The sequence below is a fragment of the Desulfomonilia bacterium genome (assembly GCA_036567785.1).
Classification (GTDB): Bacteria; Desulfobacterota; Desulfomonilia; order UBA1062; family UBA1062; genus DATCTV01.
On the sequence record DATCTV010000028.1, the window covers coordinates 44,570 to 63,157 of the forward strand.

Annotated in this window: 16 protein-coding genes; 11 read left to right on the forward strand and 5 right to left on the reverse strand. The window is 49.8% G+C overall.

Features of this window, described 5'->3' with window-relative positions:
- Nucleotides 1-168 precede the first annotated feature (168 nt).
- The 3 genes from VIS94_06320 to VIS94_06330 are packed head-to-tail and all read left to right on the forward strand — an operon-like array spanning nt 169 to nt 2,375.
- A complete protein-coding gene (locus VIS94_06320) occupies nt 169-993 on the forward strand; it encodes a hypothetical protein (protein ID HEY9160682.1) in 825 nt (274 codons plus the stop codon).
- 10 nt (nt 994-1,003) lie between these two features.
- A complete protein-coding gene (locus VIS94_06325; protein HEY9160683.1) occupies nt 1,004-1,651 on the forward strand; it encodes an SRPBCC family protein in 648 nt (215 codons plus the stop codon).
- Between the two features lie 16 nt (nt 1,652-1,667).
- On the forward strand, nt 1,668-2,375 hold the full coding sequence (locus VIS94_06330; GenBank protein ID HEY9160684.1) for a TerC family protein: 708 nt from the start codon (nt 1,668-1,670) through the stop codon (nt 2,373-2,375).
- Here VIS94_06330 and VIS94_06335 read toward each other — a convergent pair.
- Together VIS94_06335 and VIS94_06340 are read right to left on the reverse strand one after the other, a co-directional pair.
- Entirely contained in the window at nt 2,372-3,643 is a 1,272-nt protein-coding gene (locus VIS94_06335) for an MFS transporter (protein HEY9160685.1), read from the reverse strand. The genes VIS94_06330 and VIS94_06335 overlap by 4 nt on opposite strands.
- A 63-nt stretch (nt 3,644-3,706) precedes the next feature.
- Nucleotides 3,707-6,253, reverse strand: a complete 2,547-nt coding sequence (locus VIS94_06340; protein ID HEY9160686.1) for a GH116 family glycosyl-hydrolase — start codon at nt 6,251-6,253, stop codon at nt 3,707-3,709.
- Between the two features lie 110 nt (nt 6,254-6,363).
- On the opposite strand from VIS94_06340, the gene VIS94_06345 reads away from it, so the two are divergent.
- From VIS94_06345 to VIS94_06360, 4 genes are all read left to right on the forward strand, one after another.
- The gene (locus tag VIS94_06345; protein ID HEY9160687.1) at nt 6,364-7,872 is read left to right on the forward strand and encodes an FGGY family carbohydrate kinase; all 1,509 of its coding nucleotides are present in this window, start codon (nt 6,364-6,366) and stop codon (nt 7,870-7,872) included.
- The gene (locus VIS94_06350) at nt 7,869-8,564 is read left to right on the forward strand and encodes an arginyltransferase (protein ID HEY9160688.1); all 696 of its coding nucleotides are present in this window, start codon (nt 7,869-7,871) and stop codon (nt 8,562-8,564) included. The genes VIS94_06345 and VIS94_06350 overlap by 4 nt, the downstream gene beginning before the upstream one ends.
- A 160-nt stretch (nt 8,565-8,724) precedes the next feature.
- Nucleotides 8,725-9,345, forward strand: coding sequence for a hypothetical protein (locus VIS94_06355; GenBank protein HEY9160689.1), 621 nt, complete (start codon nt 8,725-8,727; stop codon nt 9,343-9,345).
- 128 nt (nt 9,346-9,473) lie between these two features.
- The gene (locus tag VIS94_06360; GenBank protein HEY9160690.1) at nt 9,474-10,457 is read left to right on the forward strand and encodes a 2-hydroxyacid dehydrogenase; all 984 of its coding nucleotides are present in this window, start codon (nt 9,474-9,476) and stop codon (nt 10,455-10,457) included.
- 123 nt (nt 10,458-10,580) lie between these two features.
- Here VIS94_06360 and VIS94_06365 read toward each other — a convergent pair whose 3' ends face one another.
- Nucleotides 10,581-12,515, reverse strand: a complete 1,935-nt coding sequence (locus VIS94_06365; GenBank protein HEY9160691.1) for a molybdopterin biosynthesis protein — start codon at nt 12,513-12,515, stop codon at nt 10,581-10,583.
- Entirely contained in the window at nt 12,516-13,763 is a 1,248-nt protein-coding gene (gene glp, locus VIS94_06370) for a gephyrin-like molybdotransferase Glp (GenBank protein ID HEY9160692.1), read from the reverse strand.
- A 240-nt stretch (nt 13,764-14,003) separates the two neighbouring features.
- Between glp and VIS94_06375 the strand changes: the two genes are divergently transcribed.
- Nucleotides 14,004-14,276, forward strand: a complete 273-nt coding sequence (locus VIS94_06375; protein HEY9160693.1) for a UxaA family hydrolase — start codon at nt 14,004-14,006, stop codon at nt 14,274-14,276.
- A 1-nt stretch (nt 14,277) separates the two neighbouring features.
- A complete protein-coding gene (locus VIS94_06380) occupies nt 14,278-15,435 on the forward strand; it encodes a UxaA family hydrolase (protein HEY9160694.1) in 1,158 nt (385 codons plus the stop codon).
- A 145-nt stretch (nt 15,436-15,580) separates the two neighbouring features.
- Here the strand turns inward: VIS94_06380 and VIS94_06385 are convergent, their stop codons facing one another.
- Entirely contained in the window at nt 15,581-17,077 is a 1,497-nt protein-coding gene (locus VIS94_06385; GenBank protein HEY9160695.1) for a glycosyl hydrolase family 79 C-terminal domain-containing protein, read from the reverse strand.
- A gap of 161 nt (nt 17,078-17,238) precedes the next feature.
- Here VIS94_06385 and VIS94_06390 point away from each other — a divergent pair, with 161 nt between their 5' ends.
- Together VIS94_06390 and VIS94_06395 are read left to right on the forward strand one after the other, a co-directional pair.
- On the forward strand, nt 17,239-17,871 hold the full coding sequence (locus tag VIS94_06390; GenBank protein HEY9160696.1) for a DUF975 family protein: 633 nt from the start codon (nt 17,239-17,241) through the stop codon (nt 17,869-17,871).
- On the forward strand, nt 17,868-18,587 hold the full coding sequence (locus tag VIS94_06395; GenBank protein HEY9160697.1) for a (Fe-S)-binding protein: 720 nt from the start codon (nt 17,868-17,870) through the stop codon (nt 18,585-18,587). Before VIS94_06390 ends, VIS94_06395 begins: the two co-directional genes overlap by 4 nt.
- The last annotated feature ends 1 nt before the right edge of the window (nt 18,588 follow it).

The window sequence follows — 18,588 nt, forward strand, 5'->3', positions numbered from 1 at the left end:
ATGAACAGCCCGCCTGCCTGAACAGCAGGCGGACTGTTCATCCTGGAAAATCTTAAACTGAAACCATTACCCTTTGCATCAGGAATCAAAGCATCGGGTGTATCATCGGCATATGGATTTTTTCATAACAAATAATTATAATCAGCCAATGGCCCCAAGGAGGTACGCATGAAAAAGATATTGACGCTGTCAGGGTTTATAGCTGTTCTCATGATGTCAGGTTGTGAAAGGAGCGAAATCGTGAAAGACGACTTCAGTTATGGTGAGATTAAGAATTTAACTGCATCACAGAAGGAGGACTTATCCAGGAAAAGAATCTTTTTCGGCCACCAGTCTGTGGGCGGAAATATCGTTGAGGGACTGAAGGATGTCCTTAATGCCAATAAAGATATCAAGCTGGTCATTCTGGAATCAGACAAACCCGAAAACCTTAAACCGGGTGTATTCGAACATGCCCTGATCGGGCAGAACGAGAAGCCGGTATCGAAGATCGAGGCGTTCTCGGATCTCATAAAACATGGGACGGGCAAAAATTCAGATATAGCGTTTTTCAAGTTCTGTTATATCGACATAAACAAATCCACAGATGTAAAATCCCTGTTCAATATATATCAGCAGAAAATGTCTGAACTCAAGGCTGCATATCCGGATGTAACCTTTATTCATGTCACAGTGCCCTTCAGGCTGGCGGATAAAAATATAAAATACTGGATAAAAAAAGCTGTTGGTATTGATCCAAGCATAAAGAACAACACAGCGCGCAACAGATACAATGATCTTTTAAGGTCTGCCTATGAAGGCAAGGAGCCCGTATTCGATCTTGCAAGACTGGAAGCGGTTTCTCCCGACAAGAATCTGTGCTTCTTTGAAGACAAAGGAAGCCGGATCATGGTTCTTTGCCCTGAATACACGGATGACGGGGGACACCTGAACGCAATCGGCAGAAGATATGTCGCCGAGCAGCTTCTGGTGTTTCTGGCAGACCTGAAATAAGGAGAGCTTCGTGAGGAGAATCTTCCCTTTAACAGTTCTGACGGTAATCATGCTTTGCCTTGCAGCCTCTGCCACTGCATCCGCAAAACCCCGGAAAATTGAACTGGCCCCGCTGCCGGAAAGGTTCGATGCAGCAGCAATGGCCCCCATGCTCGAACAGGGCAAACTCATATGGGTCAACTCCCAGAAAGACGGCAAATTCAAGCAGGCAAGCATCATGGCCATGGTCAATGCAGGCATCAGAAAGACATGGGACGCTGTGACCGATTACGATCATTACAACGAATTCATGCCCAATGCCAAAAAGATCGTGGTTATCTCAAGGGAGGGCAGCGATACAGTTCTCAGCTATACTATCGATCTGCCGGGACCGGACTTCGAGTATACTCTAAGGCATCACCATACCCCTTATACAAGGGTGGACATAAAACCTGAAAACGACAAGGGCGATATCAAGACAGGCGCATGGCGTTGGGAGCTTATTCCCATTGGTGAGAGCAGGACTGTCCTTGTGTACACGCTCTATACAGACATCAGGGAATCAAGCTGGATACTGAAGATGGCACTTAAATCGGACCCGTCGATGGAACACGGAATCAACATCGCGACCGGCCTTGTCACGATAAGTGCGATAAAACGCCGGGCTGAAAAGCAATAAATAAGAGGGGAATACGGTGTATGATGCGATAGCCCTACTGCTGCTCCTCGTCGGACTCGAACTTGTTCTCGGAGTCGACAACATTCTTGTCATTTCGATTTTTGTGGGAAAGCTGCCAGAAAAAACTAGAAACAAGGCAAGGATCACCGGGCTCAGTTTCGCTCTAATTGCAAGGATACTGATACTCTTTATACTCGTCAAGCTTGCCGGACTGACTGACCCGGTTCTGCTCTCGTATTCGATCAGGGACATCATATTGCTCTCTGGAGGTCTTTTCCTCATCTACAAGGCGGTCAGGGAGATCCATCATACTGTCGAGCTGAAGGATGAGATGGAAAAAATTGAGGGAAAAATCTACAACGGCTTCGCAGCCGTGATAGTACAGATAGTCCTCATGGATATCGTATTTTCAATCGACTCGGTCATAACTGCAATAGGCCTGACAGACAAGCTGTGGGTGATCATCAGCGCAGTTATAATCTCATTCATGGCCATACTCGCATTTGCCAGACCCATAGGCGAATTCATCATAAGAAGGCCGTCACTGAAGATTCTGGCGCTTTCATTCCTTATCACGATCGGCGTTACGATATTCCTCGAAGGTACACACCAGCATGTTCCTAAGGCATACATATACCTGCCCATGGGATTTGCCCTTTTTGTGGAGATACTGCAGGAACGTTACCTGCACAACAAAAAGAAGATAGTGGAGCGGCAGGACTAGCCTGCCGTCTTTTCATCAATCCTTTCAAGAACCTCTTCTGTCTTCTCAATAAGCTCTGTCTGCGTCATTATCATGGGAGATTCCTTCATAAGAAGAGCCGCAACCGCGCTTCCGATCATGAGCACAAGGAATATGATCATGGAATTGGTCATCGAGCCCGTCACCGGGTTCTTGAGCAGATTCATGAGGTAGATGAACAGGATGCCCGATATCTGGCCTGCCAGAAGTATCATGCCCTGAGATGTCGACTCAGGCGTCGGGAAGCTGACCTCAGCCCCGTACTGGAAACCGACAGGACCGGCGCTCATCGTAAAGAAGCCCAGCACGAAACCCGCTATCAGCAGAGGGACGAAACCGCTCAAGAAGGTCATTCCGACAAGTCCGGGCACTATGCCTATCATGCACAGGATCAGATATGCCTTTCTCTTCCTCTGCTTGTCCGAGAGAACGGGTATTACCACCGCACCTATTATTCCGCCTACTATCATCGCGGCGCCTATGAGTCCTGCCTGTTCGGGATTAATCCCTCTGGGCTTCAGCAGAGGCTCAATCCATGTGCTGACTGCATTGAACATTCCAAGACCGATAAAGAACAATATCAGTATAAGAATCATATCTTTTATCTTGAACATGTGCTTCAAACCCATGAATACGCTGTGGCGCACTTCGTGTCGGTGAGTGGGAGGGGTGGGCGGTTTGTCCTTGATGAAAATGAAGAAGAGTACCGCTATTGCGAGGGATGCATAGCCGTACGACATGAGCATCCCCTTCATTCCCTGTAACTTGAACAGGACGGGCGTCAGCGCCATGGCAACGACAAAGCCCAGATACTGAGACAGCGCGCCCAGTCCCGCAGCCGTCGCACGCTCCTCAATCGGAAACCATTCGGCCCCGACCTTAGTAATTGCATTCAATATGAAAGGCTGCCCTACGGCCAGTCCGAAAGAAGAAATGAGTATGGCATTATAGCTGTCAGCATATATGCCCTTGATCATCCCGAATACGGCCGTCAGCACGGCTCCGACGCCTACACCTATCCTTATGCCGTAGGTATCGATCACGTATGATGCCGGTATGCACATAAAGATAAACATGATCATGAAGCTCATGGAAAAGAGCCCGATCTGCAGTTCGCTAACATTATAAAACTGTTCAGCATCGGTAGTAATGGGGGCAAAGTTCAACCAGTGCATCTGCATTATGCAGTTTATAAGCATGAAAGCAGCAAGAACCACCCATCGATAGCCGTAAACCTTTACCTTTTCCATGTAATCCCCCTTACTTCATCTGAAAATATTATCGCCAAGAAGCTGATGGTCGTCATACACAATTCAGGGTGCAAGCTTGATGGTTATCGTGTTACCCTGCTCCAACAGTACAGGTTTTTCAAGTGGAATTTCTTTTTGTTCCCAGTCTGTCAGATCAGCCATTACAGTTTTTATAATGACGGGTTTGCCGAAATGTTTCCTGACATCTATGGTGGCGAGGCCTGTCCTTGCATCGTAATCAAGCATGGCCCAGAACCCGGGAAAGAATATGGGGCATTTAAGCCTGTTTTCTCCCGGCATGGGCCTTGGGCCAAGATGAAGAACAGCCCGGGGAATATCAAGCGCCGCTCCGGTGAAGGCATTCAAGACCGCCCACGCGACGGGATGGGTCATGTATATGCTCTTTGTTTCTCCTGTCAGGTCGGCGCTGAATGTATAGCCAAGCCTCTCCAGACGTGAATAGACCATATAGAGCGTGTCAAGCCCTTCATCGATCTGCCCCAGATAGATATGCTCGCAGGCCTGATAGCTTATGACCTGCCAGATGTATATCTGTCTGATATCACCGTGAAAAAATCCCCTGGGCACCAGTTTTTCGCTGCCGGAAATCGTCATTTCGGCAACAGGTTTCGGCATCCTGCCTTTAAACCTGGGAAGGTTTTTAGCCCCATTGATCAGAAGCTTGAAAGCCAGCTCCATATGACTCGCGGCCTTTTCCGCTTCAAGAACAGGGCACAGACCGGAATACCTGCTTACCCAGTCTCCTGCCAGTGCGGCGCAGAATATTGTAGGCCTCATCGGCGAACTTCTGTAATATCCCCTCTCATTATCCCACAGGGCTTCATCGATACGCTTTTTGCATGCTTCAGCTCTTTTTTCAAAAAGGGCGCTTATCCCAGGCTCAATATGCCCGGCAAGGTCGAGCATGGTTTTCAAGGCCGCAAGATATATGGTTGCCGAATATATGAACGTACCCGGAAAATGCCAGATGTCATAGGTCGTTCCGCCCTCCGGAACACCGTTAACGCAGTTTTTATCCATATATTCCGCCATCCGTTTGAGGTCCGGCCAGAACATGTCAAGCCACTCTTCATCCCCGGTCATCCTGAACATCTTTCCAGCCTGAATGATCTCGCTTGCGGCCAGGTCTGTCCACTCCTTGGCCTTAAGCACGAATATGATCTCCTCGGGCCAGCCGTAGGGAACCGACGCATCGCCAAGCGCCAGGTCACAGTTGCCGTTTCCGTGAGGAACCGAACCGCGCCTGTCCATCAGCCTCCTGAAGGTTTCAAGTTCGCTCCTGTCGAGTTCTGTAAAAAAGACCGATGTATAAGGGTGCGATGAAAGCCTCTGATCGTTCGTGCCGGTCAGCCCGCCGTACGGCCACTGCCAGTCCATGCCTTCGATTGTATAGAGACGGCCGTCTTCAGGTACAACAGTGTTGCATAATACCGAATCGATTGAATTCATGATCGTGCGCCTGAGCCAGGCGGGCAGATTCGATTCGTCGAGCAAAGAGGGCAGTTCCATCGTCTCACGGTAAAGACGCTCCCTCTGTGATTTCAGGTAGCCTGCGATTTCAAAACTGTCCTTGAAGTAATTTTCATAGACATGGCCCACCCTCTCTCCGTCATGTATGCCGCTTCTCGATTTCAGCACCGGGCTCTTTTCAGTTACATGTCCGGGTGTCCACCATATCAGATAAAATGGCACATCCACGCTTTTCCCCGGTTCAAGACTTCCATGAACTGCTACAGCGCCGGCTGGTCTTATTCTATCCGAGCCGATAACAGGCACTGCCTGTGACGATATCCTCCCTGACCTGACAAAGCTGTCCAGGATTGCGGGTGATAACTCCATTGAATCATATCCTTCACAGATGTCGGTCTGGAAACCGTCCGGCGGACAGGCGGAAAGAAGGTACTCGCCCAGCACGCCATATCTGTGGGACCGTGGATCGTATGATTGACTTGTCCTGAAAAGAATGGCGGGCATTCCGCCTGTTTCACAAGCCTCCTGATAATTGCCGTTAACATCGCGATAAGTCAGCTTGCCTTCAAGCCCTACAGGAATCTTCCTTCTCCTCATGACAAGCCCGGTCTGGCCTGTCCCTCCGCAGCCCAGGATATTCTGCCAGGAAAAAAGGACGGACACGAAAACGGGTTCATTGGAGATATTCTCAATTCTCACGGAGAATAATGCTGCAGGAATTGTAGAATCCTTTATATTATGGGGTATGTGCGGTGTGAAACCAGAAAGCCTTATCTCAACCGGCAGGCTGTCGTTAAACCCGAGTTCGAATTCAGGAAGTCTGCCTTTGAAACGTGTCGAAGCTATCGCCTCGATATTGCCGAATTCCTTTTCGTAACCATACCTGAGTATGCGGCTTTTTTTCGCGATGCCCTGCATGGTGTGAAGGGCAAAGAAAGAGCCTCTGAGACTCCTGACCGGGTTCATCCAGTTGTTGTTGCAGCGGGCCTCAATGAAACTGCCGTCCGAACCTATGGTAATGCCGCCCGAACCTATTCCGCCAAGCGGGAAACCCCTGGCAATCGAGCTTTTAACATATTCGCCTGCCGGCTCATCCCATGTTATGAGGCGCTTATCCATAAGACCCCCTGTCAGCTTTATTTAACTGCCTGCCAGAATAACACATGAGATGACATTGAGCATAGTCTCATGATATTCAGCAGGACAGAATCTGATACGGGAGGTCCTTCATGGGCGGTCTGCTTCTGGGGCTTGATATAGGCAGTTCATTCGTTAAGGCATCGATTATTGAAATCGAAAGAGGACTGTTGAAAACCGCATCACACTCCCCGGAAACCGAAATGGAGATTTTATCCCCCAGGCCGGGCCATGCCGAACAGGACCCTGAAACCTGGTGGAAGGCGGTATTGGCCTGTCTCGATAAAATTAAATCAGCAGGAATAAGACTCGATGAAATCGAGGCAATCGGAATCTCATACCAGATGCACGGTCTTGTTGTGGTCGGCAAGGACTTAAGGCCGCTAAGGCCTTCAATTATCTGGTGCGACAGCAGGGCGGTCACAACCGGCGAAAAGGCGTTCGATGCAATAGGCCATGATCTGTGCCTGAAACGATTCATGAATTCTCCGGGAAATTTCACTGCATCAAAACTCGCCTGGGTCAAAAAAAACGAGCCTGGTATATACAAAAAAATCTACAAATTCATGCTTCCGGGAGATTATATTGCTCTCAAGCTTTCCGGTGAGGCAACAACAACACCGGCAGGACTCTCAGAGGGAATATTGTGGGATTATACGGACTCGGCCCCGGCAAAGCTTATACTTGATTATTTTGCAATCGATGAAAGGCTTATCCCGGAAATCAGGCCGTCATTCGGCCTGCAGTGCGTTATTTCCAGAAATGCCGCCTGTGAAACAGGCCTCAAAGAAGGCATTCCGGTCGCCTACCGCGCAGGCGACCAGCCCAATAATGCATTTTCGCTCAATGTACTCAATCCGGGAGAAACTGCAACTACCGCCGGGACATCAGGGGTTGTTTACGGGGTATCCAATAAACCTGTTTACGACGCAGAGTCCCGGGTCAACGGATTTCTGCATGTAAACCACTCGGCAAAGGCCGGCCGATACGGCATTCTCATGTGCATTAACGGCACCGGAATCCTGAATTCATGGCTAAAACACAACATGCCTGGTCTCAGTTATGAGGAAATGAACCGTCTCGCGGCGACCGTGGCGCCGGGCTCTGAAGGCCTCGTTATTCTTCCTTACGGAAACGGTGCGGAAAGGACTCTCTCAAATATAAATCCCGGCGTGTCAGTGCGGGGGCTCGACCTGATAAGGCATACAAAGGCCCATCTTCTCCGCGCAGCCCAGGAGGGAATCGTCTTTGCTCTCAAATACGGTATGGAGATCATGGAAGGCATGGGCATAAAGGCTGAAACCATCCGTGCAGGACATGCCAATATGTTCCTCAGCAATGTGTTCTGTGAAGCCTTTGCCTGTGCGACCGAGGCGAATGTGGAATTGTTCTCGACCGACGGCGCCCAGGGAGCGGCGCGCGGCGCAGGCATCGGTTCAAACGCTTATGGTTCCTTTGCCGATGCCTTTACCGGGCTTGAAATAATATCGAAAATCGAACCGGCCCGAGGACTGGCAGACGCCTATGGACAGGCATACGCATTATGGAAGCAAACTCTTGATGTTGTGCTGAAACAGGAAAACAGCAAACCTTCCCAATGAAAGAAGACAGGAAATGCCCGTATCTGCCTGGCAGAAATTCATTATATGAAGAGTATTATGTCGATCATCTGGAGCCTCACATATACGAAAAACTTCTCTCGATGGGATTCAGAAGGAGCGGAAGAATAGTATACAGGCCAATCTGCCGGAATTGTTCCGAATGCAGACAGATCCGTATTCCGGTCGGCCTGTTCAATCCCGGCAAATCCATGAAGAGGGTATCCCGGCTGGGAGCGGATGTGCAGGCGAGCATCTCGAGACCTCGATATTCAGATGAAAAACATGAACTATTTAAACGCTATCTTAACCACTATCATGACAATACAATGTCGAGAGACCGGATGTCCTTTATCTCCTTTCTTTATGATTCGCCTGCCGAGACATACGAAATCGTTTACAGCTTGGAAGGTCGTACTGTGGGGATAAGCATAGTGGATGCAGTACCTGACGGGCTGAGCAGTGTATACATGTATTTTGATCCGGAATACGGGAAGCTCAGTCCGGGCACCCTCTCAATCATAAGGGAGATAAGATTATGCCTTGAGCTTAAGCTGCCGTATTACTATCTGGGATACCTTGTATCAGGAAGCAAAACCATGAACTACAAATCGAGGTTCAGGCCATATGAGGTTCTCACTGGACCAGGCAAATGGGAAACTGCCGGTGAAAAGGAAACGGTTGTCTTTCTGTGAAATCAGACCGCCGTATTTGCACAGGCTGTCGGATCATCATGATTACAATTGCCTTGACCTGATTTTCAAATCCGGATGTGATTTGTCCGTTTATCTTTCATTAAGAGTATTATATATACGTTCATTGTTTACAAAATATTAATATTCAAATGAGGTTTTTATGAAAAAAGTTGTTATCTCACTGATTTTAATACTGGCATTCTCATCCATGGCATATGCAGAAGAGCCCTATTTCGGTACTGACGGAATGAAAGGCCTCAGCGTCGAGCAGCAGAATATGCTGGCCGAGGGAAAAATAGTTTTTTCCACGACAGACAAGTCAAAGGAAAACTCTCTGATTGAAGCAGCCATCATATTCAACCAGCCTGTCGAAGAGACATGGAACCTTCTCGCAAAAGTCGAGATACAGGACAGGTATCTTCAGGAGATAAAAAAGATAAAGCTCACGAGCAGGAACCCGGTCAAGGTCGAGTTCGGGCTGAAGATCCTTTTCGTATCAATCTGGTACCAGTGCCTGTACCAGTTCAACAAGCCCGATTATTATTTTGACTGGCACCTTGACCCGGCATACAAGAATGAAATCAACCAGCTGAAAGGATTCTGGAAACTCTACCCGTACGGAAACAATAAGACACTTGCCCGCTACGGAAGCAACGTCGTGGTAAAGGGCGTGCCTGACTTTGTCCAGGGTGCATTTAAAAAGAGCGGCGTGGAAAAGGCCCTAAATGCAACAAAGAAATTCGTTGATTCAGGCGGCACCTGGACATATCGAAATAAATAAAAGTTCATACTCTGCAGGGCGCCTGTTATCAGTTGTAAAAACAGATCAATTTTATCTTCAGATGCTGCCCGGCATGTTGTTTTATGTTACTTCAAAGCATAATATCCAAGTGAGACAGGAGAAATGTTATGGCCCTGACAGTGCTTTCACTTGCCCCTCTTCAGGCTGAACTGGTCAAGCTTCTAATCATGCAGACCCCTGGCGTACCTGATTTTGAAGTAATGGCCGGTAACGGGATGTCTGCTGAAGAAATAAAAAAGCACATCGGGAAAGCTGATGCGGTTTTGTGTGACTATACGTTCAAGCACGAAATAACCGAAGACCTTGTGTCCGAGGCCAAGAAACTGAAACTCATCCAGCAGCCGAGCGTCGGGTATCAGAATATAGATGTGGAGGCCTGCACGGCCAGAGGAATCATGGTAGCGAACACCGCCGGCGCCAACACAGCCAGTGTGGCTGAACACACTGTCGCGTGGGGGCTTTGCCTGCTCAAAAACATGTTCCATGCGCACAAGAGCACGCAGCAGGGCAAGTGGGAGCAAATGAATATCAAACCGGCAGAGCTTAAAGCCAGGGTATGGGGTATTGTCGGCTTCGGCCGAATCGGACAGGCGGTTGCCGTAAGGCTGAAGCCCTTCGAGTTGAGCAGTATCCTATATTTCGACATTCATAGATATGAGAGCTCACTGGAACAGGAACTCGGCGTAGAATACTGCGACATGAAAACGCTTTTGAGCCGGTCCGACATAATAAGCCTGCATGCGCCGCTTACAGAAGCCACACGGAACATGATCGATGAAGCAGCCCTCAATGCCATGAAAAACGGCGCTTATCTGATCAATGTAGCCAGGGCTGAACTGGTTGACGAAAAAGCGCTGGCTGATGCCATTATGAAAGGAAAGATTGCCGGAGCAGGTATAGATGTTTTTTCAGAAGAGCCTGTAAAAATGAATAACCCTCTGCTGGGCGTGGACAGCGACAGACTGTTGCTTTCTCCCCATGTAGCGGGAGTGACCGATGAGGCTGCCGGAAGAATCATAAACATGGCTGCGGCAAACATCGCCCGGGTGTTGAAAGGCGATGCCCCGGAATCACTGGTGAATAATGTCTGAGCATTCTATCGTCATCAATTAAATGGCTTGGAATTTATCTTCACCTGCAATATTTAAATTATAAGATGATTTTCAGGCAAATTTAGGTATCTTTCTTGTTTACGCACTATTCCCCTGATAATACTACGCTTCCATCTCCGCAATTAGTTCCCCGCTTCCGGATGCATCATACCCGCCGAGGGCCGAGACCTTGTCTCTAAACTCAGGGGAACGTATGGTATCAAGCACAACCTGAATGTTCTTAACATTGAGGAAATCAGCCGGAATAACCAGGTCATACTGTTCCCTGTCCATCGGAATAAAATCGAGGTCGAGCGCTTTAGCCGCGGCATAGATGGCCATGCCGCAGTCAGCGGCTCCGGAAAGTACATCAACGGCCACGGACATGTGGGTGAACTCCTCACGTTCATAACCTTTTATTGATTCCGGGCTTATGCCCGAACGGGCCAGGTTATAGTCAAGCAGTATGCGCGTACCCGAGCCAGGCTGCCTGTTGATGAATGTGATATCATTCCTCGTGAGGTCCGAAATCCCTTTTATGCCTTTGGGATTGCCCTTTGCCACTATCAGTCCCTGATCCCTCATGACCAGGCGGAAGAGACATATCCTGATGCCTTTCAGGTATCGCCTGATGTAGGAGACATTATATTCGCCTGTTTCAGTATCCAGGAGATGCGACCCGGCAATGTGGCACATGCCTTTTCTTATGGCGATGAGGCCGCCGAGGCTGCCTGCATTCCCGGATGATATCCGGATGTTTTTGCCGCTGCGCCTGATCTCATCGGCGAGAATGTCTATTGTTATGTCATGGCTTCCTATAACGACTATGGTGTTTCTGAGTTCTTCATCGTCCACCAGGAGTTCTGCGCTTATCTCTTCATCCTGCGTCACGCCTTCGGACATTGACGGGATACGTATGATGCCTTCCGCCCTTGTAAGCGTGGTAACCGAACCAGCAGACCTTGGCAGCGGCGTTGCAACCAGCCTTTCTCCGACCCTGCCGATATTCACCCTGACGAATTCCTCTGTCCCCAGTCTGGATGGAATATCCCGTGATGGTTTTACACGGATGGTCCTTCTCTCCGGAAGGGAAAGCCCCTGAAGCCCGAATATCACGGGACGGGCAAACTGCTCGAAAGACATTACAGCTGAGACGGTATAGCCGGGAATGCCTATGACCGGTTTGCCCTGAATGACGCCCAGTATGGTGGGCTTTCCGGGCATCATGGCAACCCCGTGCACAAGGACTTCACCGATTTCAGCCACGATATTGGCCGTATAATCCTTCGAACCCGCAGATGAACCGGCATTTATGAGAATAAGGTCAGCATCGGAACTGGCAGCCCTCAAGAGGACGCTGCGAATATCCTCTTCGGTATCCGGGACTATATCATAAACAACCGGCTCTCCATGGGCTTCGCGTACAAGGCCGGAAAGCGTTATGGAATTGGATTCTATGATCTGGTTTTTCTTTATCAGGCCGGGATCATCGATATCAGTGTGACGGATGAGCTCCGTGCCGGTCGGGATGATTGCCACCCTGGGCTTCTTGCGAACCTCTATTCTGAATATGCCCGATGCAGCAAGCGCCCCCATATCATAGGGCCTGATTACATGGTTCTGGGGCAGAAGCAGCTGCGTTGCAACAATGTCCTCTCCCACCTTTCTTATGTTCTGCCAGGGATAGGCGGGAGACATGATCTCCAGCCTGTCGTCATCAAGCTGATGAACCTTTTCTATCATGATAACTGCGTTACAGCCCTCGGTCAGGGCCTGACCGGTATTGATCCAAAACGCATCAATACCTATGGTCAAATGCTTAGGGTTCTTCTCCGTGGTTCCGTAGGTCTCTTCCGCCCGGACAGCAATACCGTCCATGGCGGCACAATGATAGGTCGGTGCCGATATCCTTGCAAAAACAGGCCTGGCTGTTACACGCCCAAGGGAATCTTCAACACTTATCTCCTCGGGCTCGGTCTTTTTTCCCTGCCATACCTTCGAGAATATCTCACGGGCTTCATCAAGCCCCTTCATTGCCAGATAAACATGCCTCTTCATCTACAGCGTTCCTTTAACTGGCTTAAAGAGGAGGACATTGACAACCTGTCCCTGATAAAGACCCTCTGTATTCCTGTCGATCTTAACCAGTCCCTGAGCCTCGACCAGAGTGGAAATCAGCCCTGACTTGCCGAAAACCGGCTCCGCAAAATATCGTCCATCTCTTTTGATGAGCTTGACCCTGATGTAATCGTCTCTGCCGGAGGCGGATTCGATGTTTCTGGCAAGCTCGGCCTTAATATAAAAATGGCCGTTTTCAAAGGCCTCTGCATCGCCAGAGAGTCCAGCTAAAAAAGGCGTCAGAAAGACTTCTGTGACAACCATGGCAGATGCCACATGACCGGGCAGCCCGAAAACGGCCTTATCGCCTATGCGGGCAATTATCGTCGGTTTTCCAGGACTTATGGATATACCGTGAACCAGAAGCTCCATGCCGGGAAATGATTCAAGGACCTGAACCGTGATATCCCTCGCGCCTACCGAGCTGCCCCCTGAAATCCACACGGTATCGGCAGCCTCAAGGCCATTGGCCACCATCTCTTTAAGATCGGAAAAGTTATCTTTACACAAACCCAGGCTGATGGGAATCGCCCCTGCGGAAGAGCAGAAGGCGCTTAAGGTGTAGCTGTTGATGTCGCGGATCTGTCCGGGTACCGGCCTTCGATCTATTGGCACGACCTCGTCCCCTGTAGAAATAATCGCGACCCTCGGTCTTTTGAAGACAGTAATTCTCTCAATGCCCAGTCCTGCAAGGAGACCCAGGTCCTGCGGTCTGAGGATAAATCCTTTCTTGAAAATCAGGGTCCCTTTTTTCAGATCATCGCCGGGCCTGATGACATTTTCAAGCGGCGATACTGCGCGGCTTACCTCAATCGTCCTCTCATCAAGGCTGTGGCAGTATTCGATCATTACGACCGCATCCGCACCTTCAGGCATCATGCCGCCGGTCGATATCCTTATGGCCATGCCGGGTGTTACCTTCCCTTCAGGGGCCCGGCCCATGACAACCTCACCGGCTGTTTCAAGCAGGGCCGGAAGACTCTCTGTTGCGCCAAAGGTATCTTTGGCCCTCACCGCATAGCCGTCCATTGTTGACCGGGAGAATTCGGGCAGATCCTCAGGGGCTGTGATCTCCCCGGAAAGGACACGGCCCAGCGCCTCTTGAAGAGATACGCTCTCTTCGCCGCAATGACTGAAGCCCTTTAATATCTCAAAAACTTCTTCAGATGTCCTGACCTTGAAAAACAAAACTTTTCACTCCTTATCCGCAGTTTCTTTATATTTTATCTCACAACCGCCGTCTTGAGAGGCTGACTTTTACAGGTACTAAGATTTAACAGCAATTTCGGTTAAATTCTATAACTTTCAGTCACCGGTGCAATTCCCGCGGGACTATATTAATTGTGCGGTAACCTCACTCGAGATTTCCTATGGATAGAATTTTCTGTTATCTTATTTATAATAAACAAAAGTTCCGGGGGTTCGTACATGAATGCAAATGTAATCATAATCAATAAAAAAGACAATGTCGCTGTCGCACTGGCTGACATAAAGAAAGGTACGCAGGCAATCCTGGCTGACGGGGCATTCATTGAAGCAGTCTCGGACATCCCGTACAGCCACAAGATCGCACTGGCCGACATCCCGCGTGGCACCGATATAATAAAATACGGCGAGCTCATAGGCGAGGCGAAAATCGATATAAAAAAAGGTGAATGGGTGCACACCCACAACCTCGATATTGAAGAAAAGGGGAAATAAGATGTCTACCTTTCAGGGCTTTCTCAGGCAGGACGGCTCGGCTGGTATAAGAAACCATGTGGCGATACTGCCCAGTGTGGCATGCGCAAACGGCGTCGCAGCAGCCATCGCAAGGGCCGTTCCCGAAGCGGTGCCGCTTTTTCACGGACACGGATGCGCCCGCGCCGTGGAACTCGGACTGCATATACGCACACTCTCGAATTTGGGAAGGCACCCGAATTGCGCGGCCGTACTCGTTGTGGGCCTGGGATGCGAACCGATCAAGGCGGACATCCTTTATGACGCAATCGCAGCAACAGGCAAACCTGTCGAAAAGCTCGTCATACAGGATGAAGGAGGTTCGAGAAAAACAACGGCCAAAGGTATAGAGATAGTAAAGCGTATGGTTGCAGACGCAGCGAAAATCACCAGACAGGAACTGCCCCTTGATAAGATAATCATGGGTCTTGAATGCGGAGGGTCGGACGCCTTTTCCGGAATAACCGCAAACCCTGCGACAGGCATAGCCTCGGACTGGCTTGTGGATGCAGGCGGCACGGTAATCCTTACAGAGGATACGGAGATGATAGGGACCTCGCATATCCTCGCGCGTCGAGCATGCTGTCCTGAAGTGTCCGGTCAGATAGTAAAGATGGTGGATGATGCGGAAAAGCTGACACATGACCTTCTCGGCCCTCTTGCCGCTTATGTAATCGCACCCGGCAATATGGACGGCGGCATGAGTTCGATCCGTGAGAAATCACTCGGATGCATAGTAAAGGCCGGCAGCAGGCCGATAACCCAGGTGGTGGAATACGGGGAAGTTCCTTCTGAGAAAGGTGTAGTCCTTATGGATGCGCCAGGTTATGACGCCGAAAGCATGACCGGCGTTGCCGGAGGGGGCGCCCAGCTTATGGTCTTCACTACAGGCCGCGGCAACCCGCTTGGATACCCGATAGTTCCCGTCATCAAGATTGCAAGCACATCACGGCTTTACAATAAAATGGAAGACGACATGGATATAAATGCCGGCCGGATACTGGAAGGTGCAACGCTGGCTGATGTTGGGGGAGATATCATCTCTCTCGTAAAAAAGGTCCTTGATGGCGAACCGACAAAGGCGGAGATAAACCGGCAGGACGGAATTGTGTGTCTGTATGCGATGACCCCGTCGTTCTAATACAGCGTATGATAATCTTGTGGAGCTGCGTAGTTCCTTATCCCTATACTATTGTACAAAAAAGTTAATGAGCTGTTGAGCTGTTAAGTTGAACCTTTTCAGACTTTGATTCTTCTTAACAGCTTATTAAATCATCAGCTTAATGCTACAGAGCCGGGGACACCTTCACAACCACCGCCTCAAGCGCAGGCAATGAAACCTTATAGGATCCTGCTTCATAAGCCACCGGCTCGGATGCTGCAATCCCGAGCGGATGGCCTTCTGTTGAACCGTCCCAGGTGAGACCTCCAAGCGTAAGTCCTGTCTTTGCAGTCAAGGAAGGGGCTTGCAGACGCACAAGGCTGGCAGATTCAGACCATCCCGGAATATGCAGATAAACGACTTTATCGGTTTTCCGGTTCAGGTTGATCAGCGCAACGCGTACTGCCCCATCTTCACCGAGTGTTGCCCAGGCATGTACCCGGGCCGGTGTTTTTATGGAAAGAGGCAGCAAACGGCCGTGACTTGCCGTCGCCAGCGAGAAAAACCTCATCCCGTAGTAAAGCGGATATACAACCGGGACACCGGATGCATCCAGGCTGAACACCGCATATCTGGACGGGGTATGGAAGTTGATTCCGTCAAGGCCCGCCGCTGCCAGCTGGAAGGCTATGTCAGCACCCCAGAGGGCTGCTGCATATACGTTGCTTACACCATCAGCCCCGCCGCATGAAACGCTGTTCATTTCGTCCATCCGGTACGCCAGGCCCTGAGCGTGCGCAGCGGCTGCAAGGGTCTTGTAGCTTGCCCCGATTCCGCTGGTGGCATATTCGGTCAGAAGGGCCTCAGCCGAAGGCGCAAGGTTGTAGCAGTTTGTGAAAGGGTAGATGTGGGTCGTCACAAGTGCGAGTCTGTTTTTCTCCCGTTCGCAGAAGCCGGGCATGTTCCCCAGCCATGAACGGTTTGCAATTGCAGTCGCAGCGAAAGGGGTCGATGGCGGAACCTGCTCTGCTATATTGTCATGAAAGGCTTCCATATCTGCAAGATATGCGTTCCACCCATACCCCAGACCGCGGCGGGGCCCTTCAGTACGATACAGGTCCGGTTCATTTCCCATCTCAAAGGCCTGGATGGCATTACCGGGGATGGCATCGTAAGCCGCATCAATCAGGCCGACTGCAAGTGCGGGATCGTCAATCGCCAGGTTAAGTCCCAGAATCAGGCGGGTTTGCAGGACTTCGGCCAGTGCAGCCAGTGTGGCCAGGTGTGCAGGACCTATGTTGATGGTGACGCCCGACGGGGGTGTTGCCCCCTGAGGATTCCACCACGCCAGATCCTGGCTGTTTCCGCCTATTCGAACGGACAGCCGGTGATCCTCGGCCTCGAATGCGCGCATAAGCGTTACCACTGCCGGCCTTAACCCGCCTGAGCCGTCGCCAAGATAGTCCGGGACACTGCCCCATTCCACGGAAATACCAAGAAAGTCATCCTGAATTTGTGCACCGGGTGCTGCAGGATCTATCTCAACAGTTACCTTATCGCCGATGCAGGATGAAGACATCGTTAAACAAAGAAAGAGCAGTGAAAACATAAATCCAGATTTTATTGTCCTATTTACATTTCTTATTATGCGACCGATTTTTCCCTGTACAATATGCCCCATATCCGGCTCCTCAAATAATTTAATAAGGTCTGCTGAAGCATTTAAAAAGTATATATAGCTCTTGTGCAGGATTAAAAAAACAGAAAAAACCGCATCGTATTGCATTTTTGAAAGCATGGACTAATATTTTTCCATATCAATGTCTATTGTGGAGGTGAGACATGCTTATAGAAAACCAGCAGTTAATGACCAATGCAAGAGAGACGCTGCGCGGAAGGTGGGGCGATGCAATTGCCGCATGCATAGTTTTTGCAGCCATTATCATAATTTTAAACGCGGTTCCCCTGATCGGAAGCATTGCGAGCCTTCTTATTTCGGGCCCGATGATACTTGGATTTTACCTCTTTTTCCTTCCCTACGTAAAAGGAGAGACGCCGCGGATAGCAGTTATCTTTGATGGCTTTAAAAGTTTTCTTGACTCATTCGTCGCCTACCTCGTAGCTCTCATATTCATATTTCTCTGGAGCCTTCTACTTATAGTACCGGGCATTATAGCTGCAATATCATACTCGATGATGTTCCTGATCATGGCGGAAAATCCGGGGATGGACGGCATGTCCTCTATAAGAAAGAGCAAGGAGATGATGAACGGTTACAAGTGGAAATACTTCTGCCTCATGTGCAGGTTCATCGGTTGGTTCCTGCTCTGCATCATCACCTGCGGAATAGCCGGTATATGGGTGGGGCCCTACTGGGTAACCAGCAAGGTGCTCTTCTACGAGGACATCAAAAAGGAAAAGGCCCTGCTGATAACAGCTCCATCTTCTCAGACAGAACCCTTGATGCCTTCATGAGGGTTTCCCTCTTCATCCCCTGCACCGTAGATATATTCATGCCGGACATCGGGGCGGCGGTTTTCAGCCTGCTCAAGAGACTGGGATGCGAAGTTGTTTACCATCAGGAACAGACCTGCTGCGGTCAGGCGCATTTCAATGCAGGCCGCAGAAAGGACGCCGCAAAACTCGCCAGACGCTTCATCAGCATATTCGAACACGACGATAACATAGTTTGCCCTTCAGGTTCATGCGTTTACATGGTGAAAAAACATTATCCGGAACTGTTCGGTGGCGACGTCAGGTGGCTCAAGCGGGCAAAAAGGCTTGGAGAGCGGGTATTCGAACTGTCGGAATTCATCGTATCGAGGCTAGGCATCAAAGATACGGACGCCCGGTTTAACGGCAAGGTCGCCTACCATGAATCCTGCCATCTGCTCAGAGGCCTTGGCGTTACCGGATATGCAAAAGAACTAATCTCTCGAGTGAACGGCGCCCAGGTTGTACCTCTTGCCGGGGCCGATTCATGCTGCGGCTTCGGTGGAGAATTTTCGAACAATTACCCTGAAATTTCAGGAGCCCTGGTAAGTGACAAGGTTAAGAACTTCATCGCATCAGGGGCGGACGTGATCATCCTTTCCGAACCAGGGTGCCTGCTTAATATCATGGGATATCTGCACAGGCACCACCCGGATAAAAAGGCCATGCACATCGCAAATTTTCTGGCATCTCAGTAGG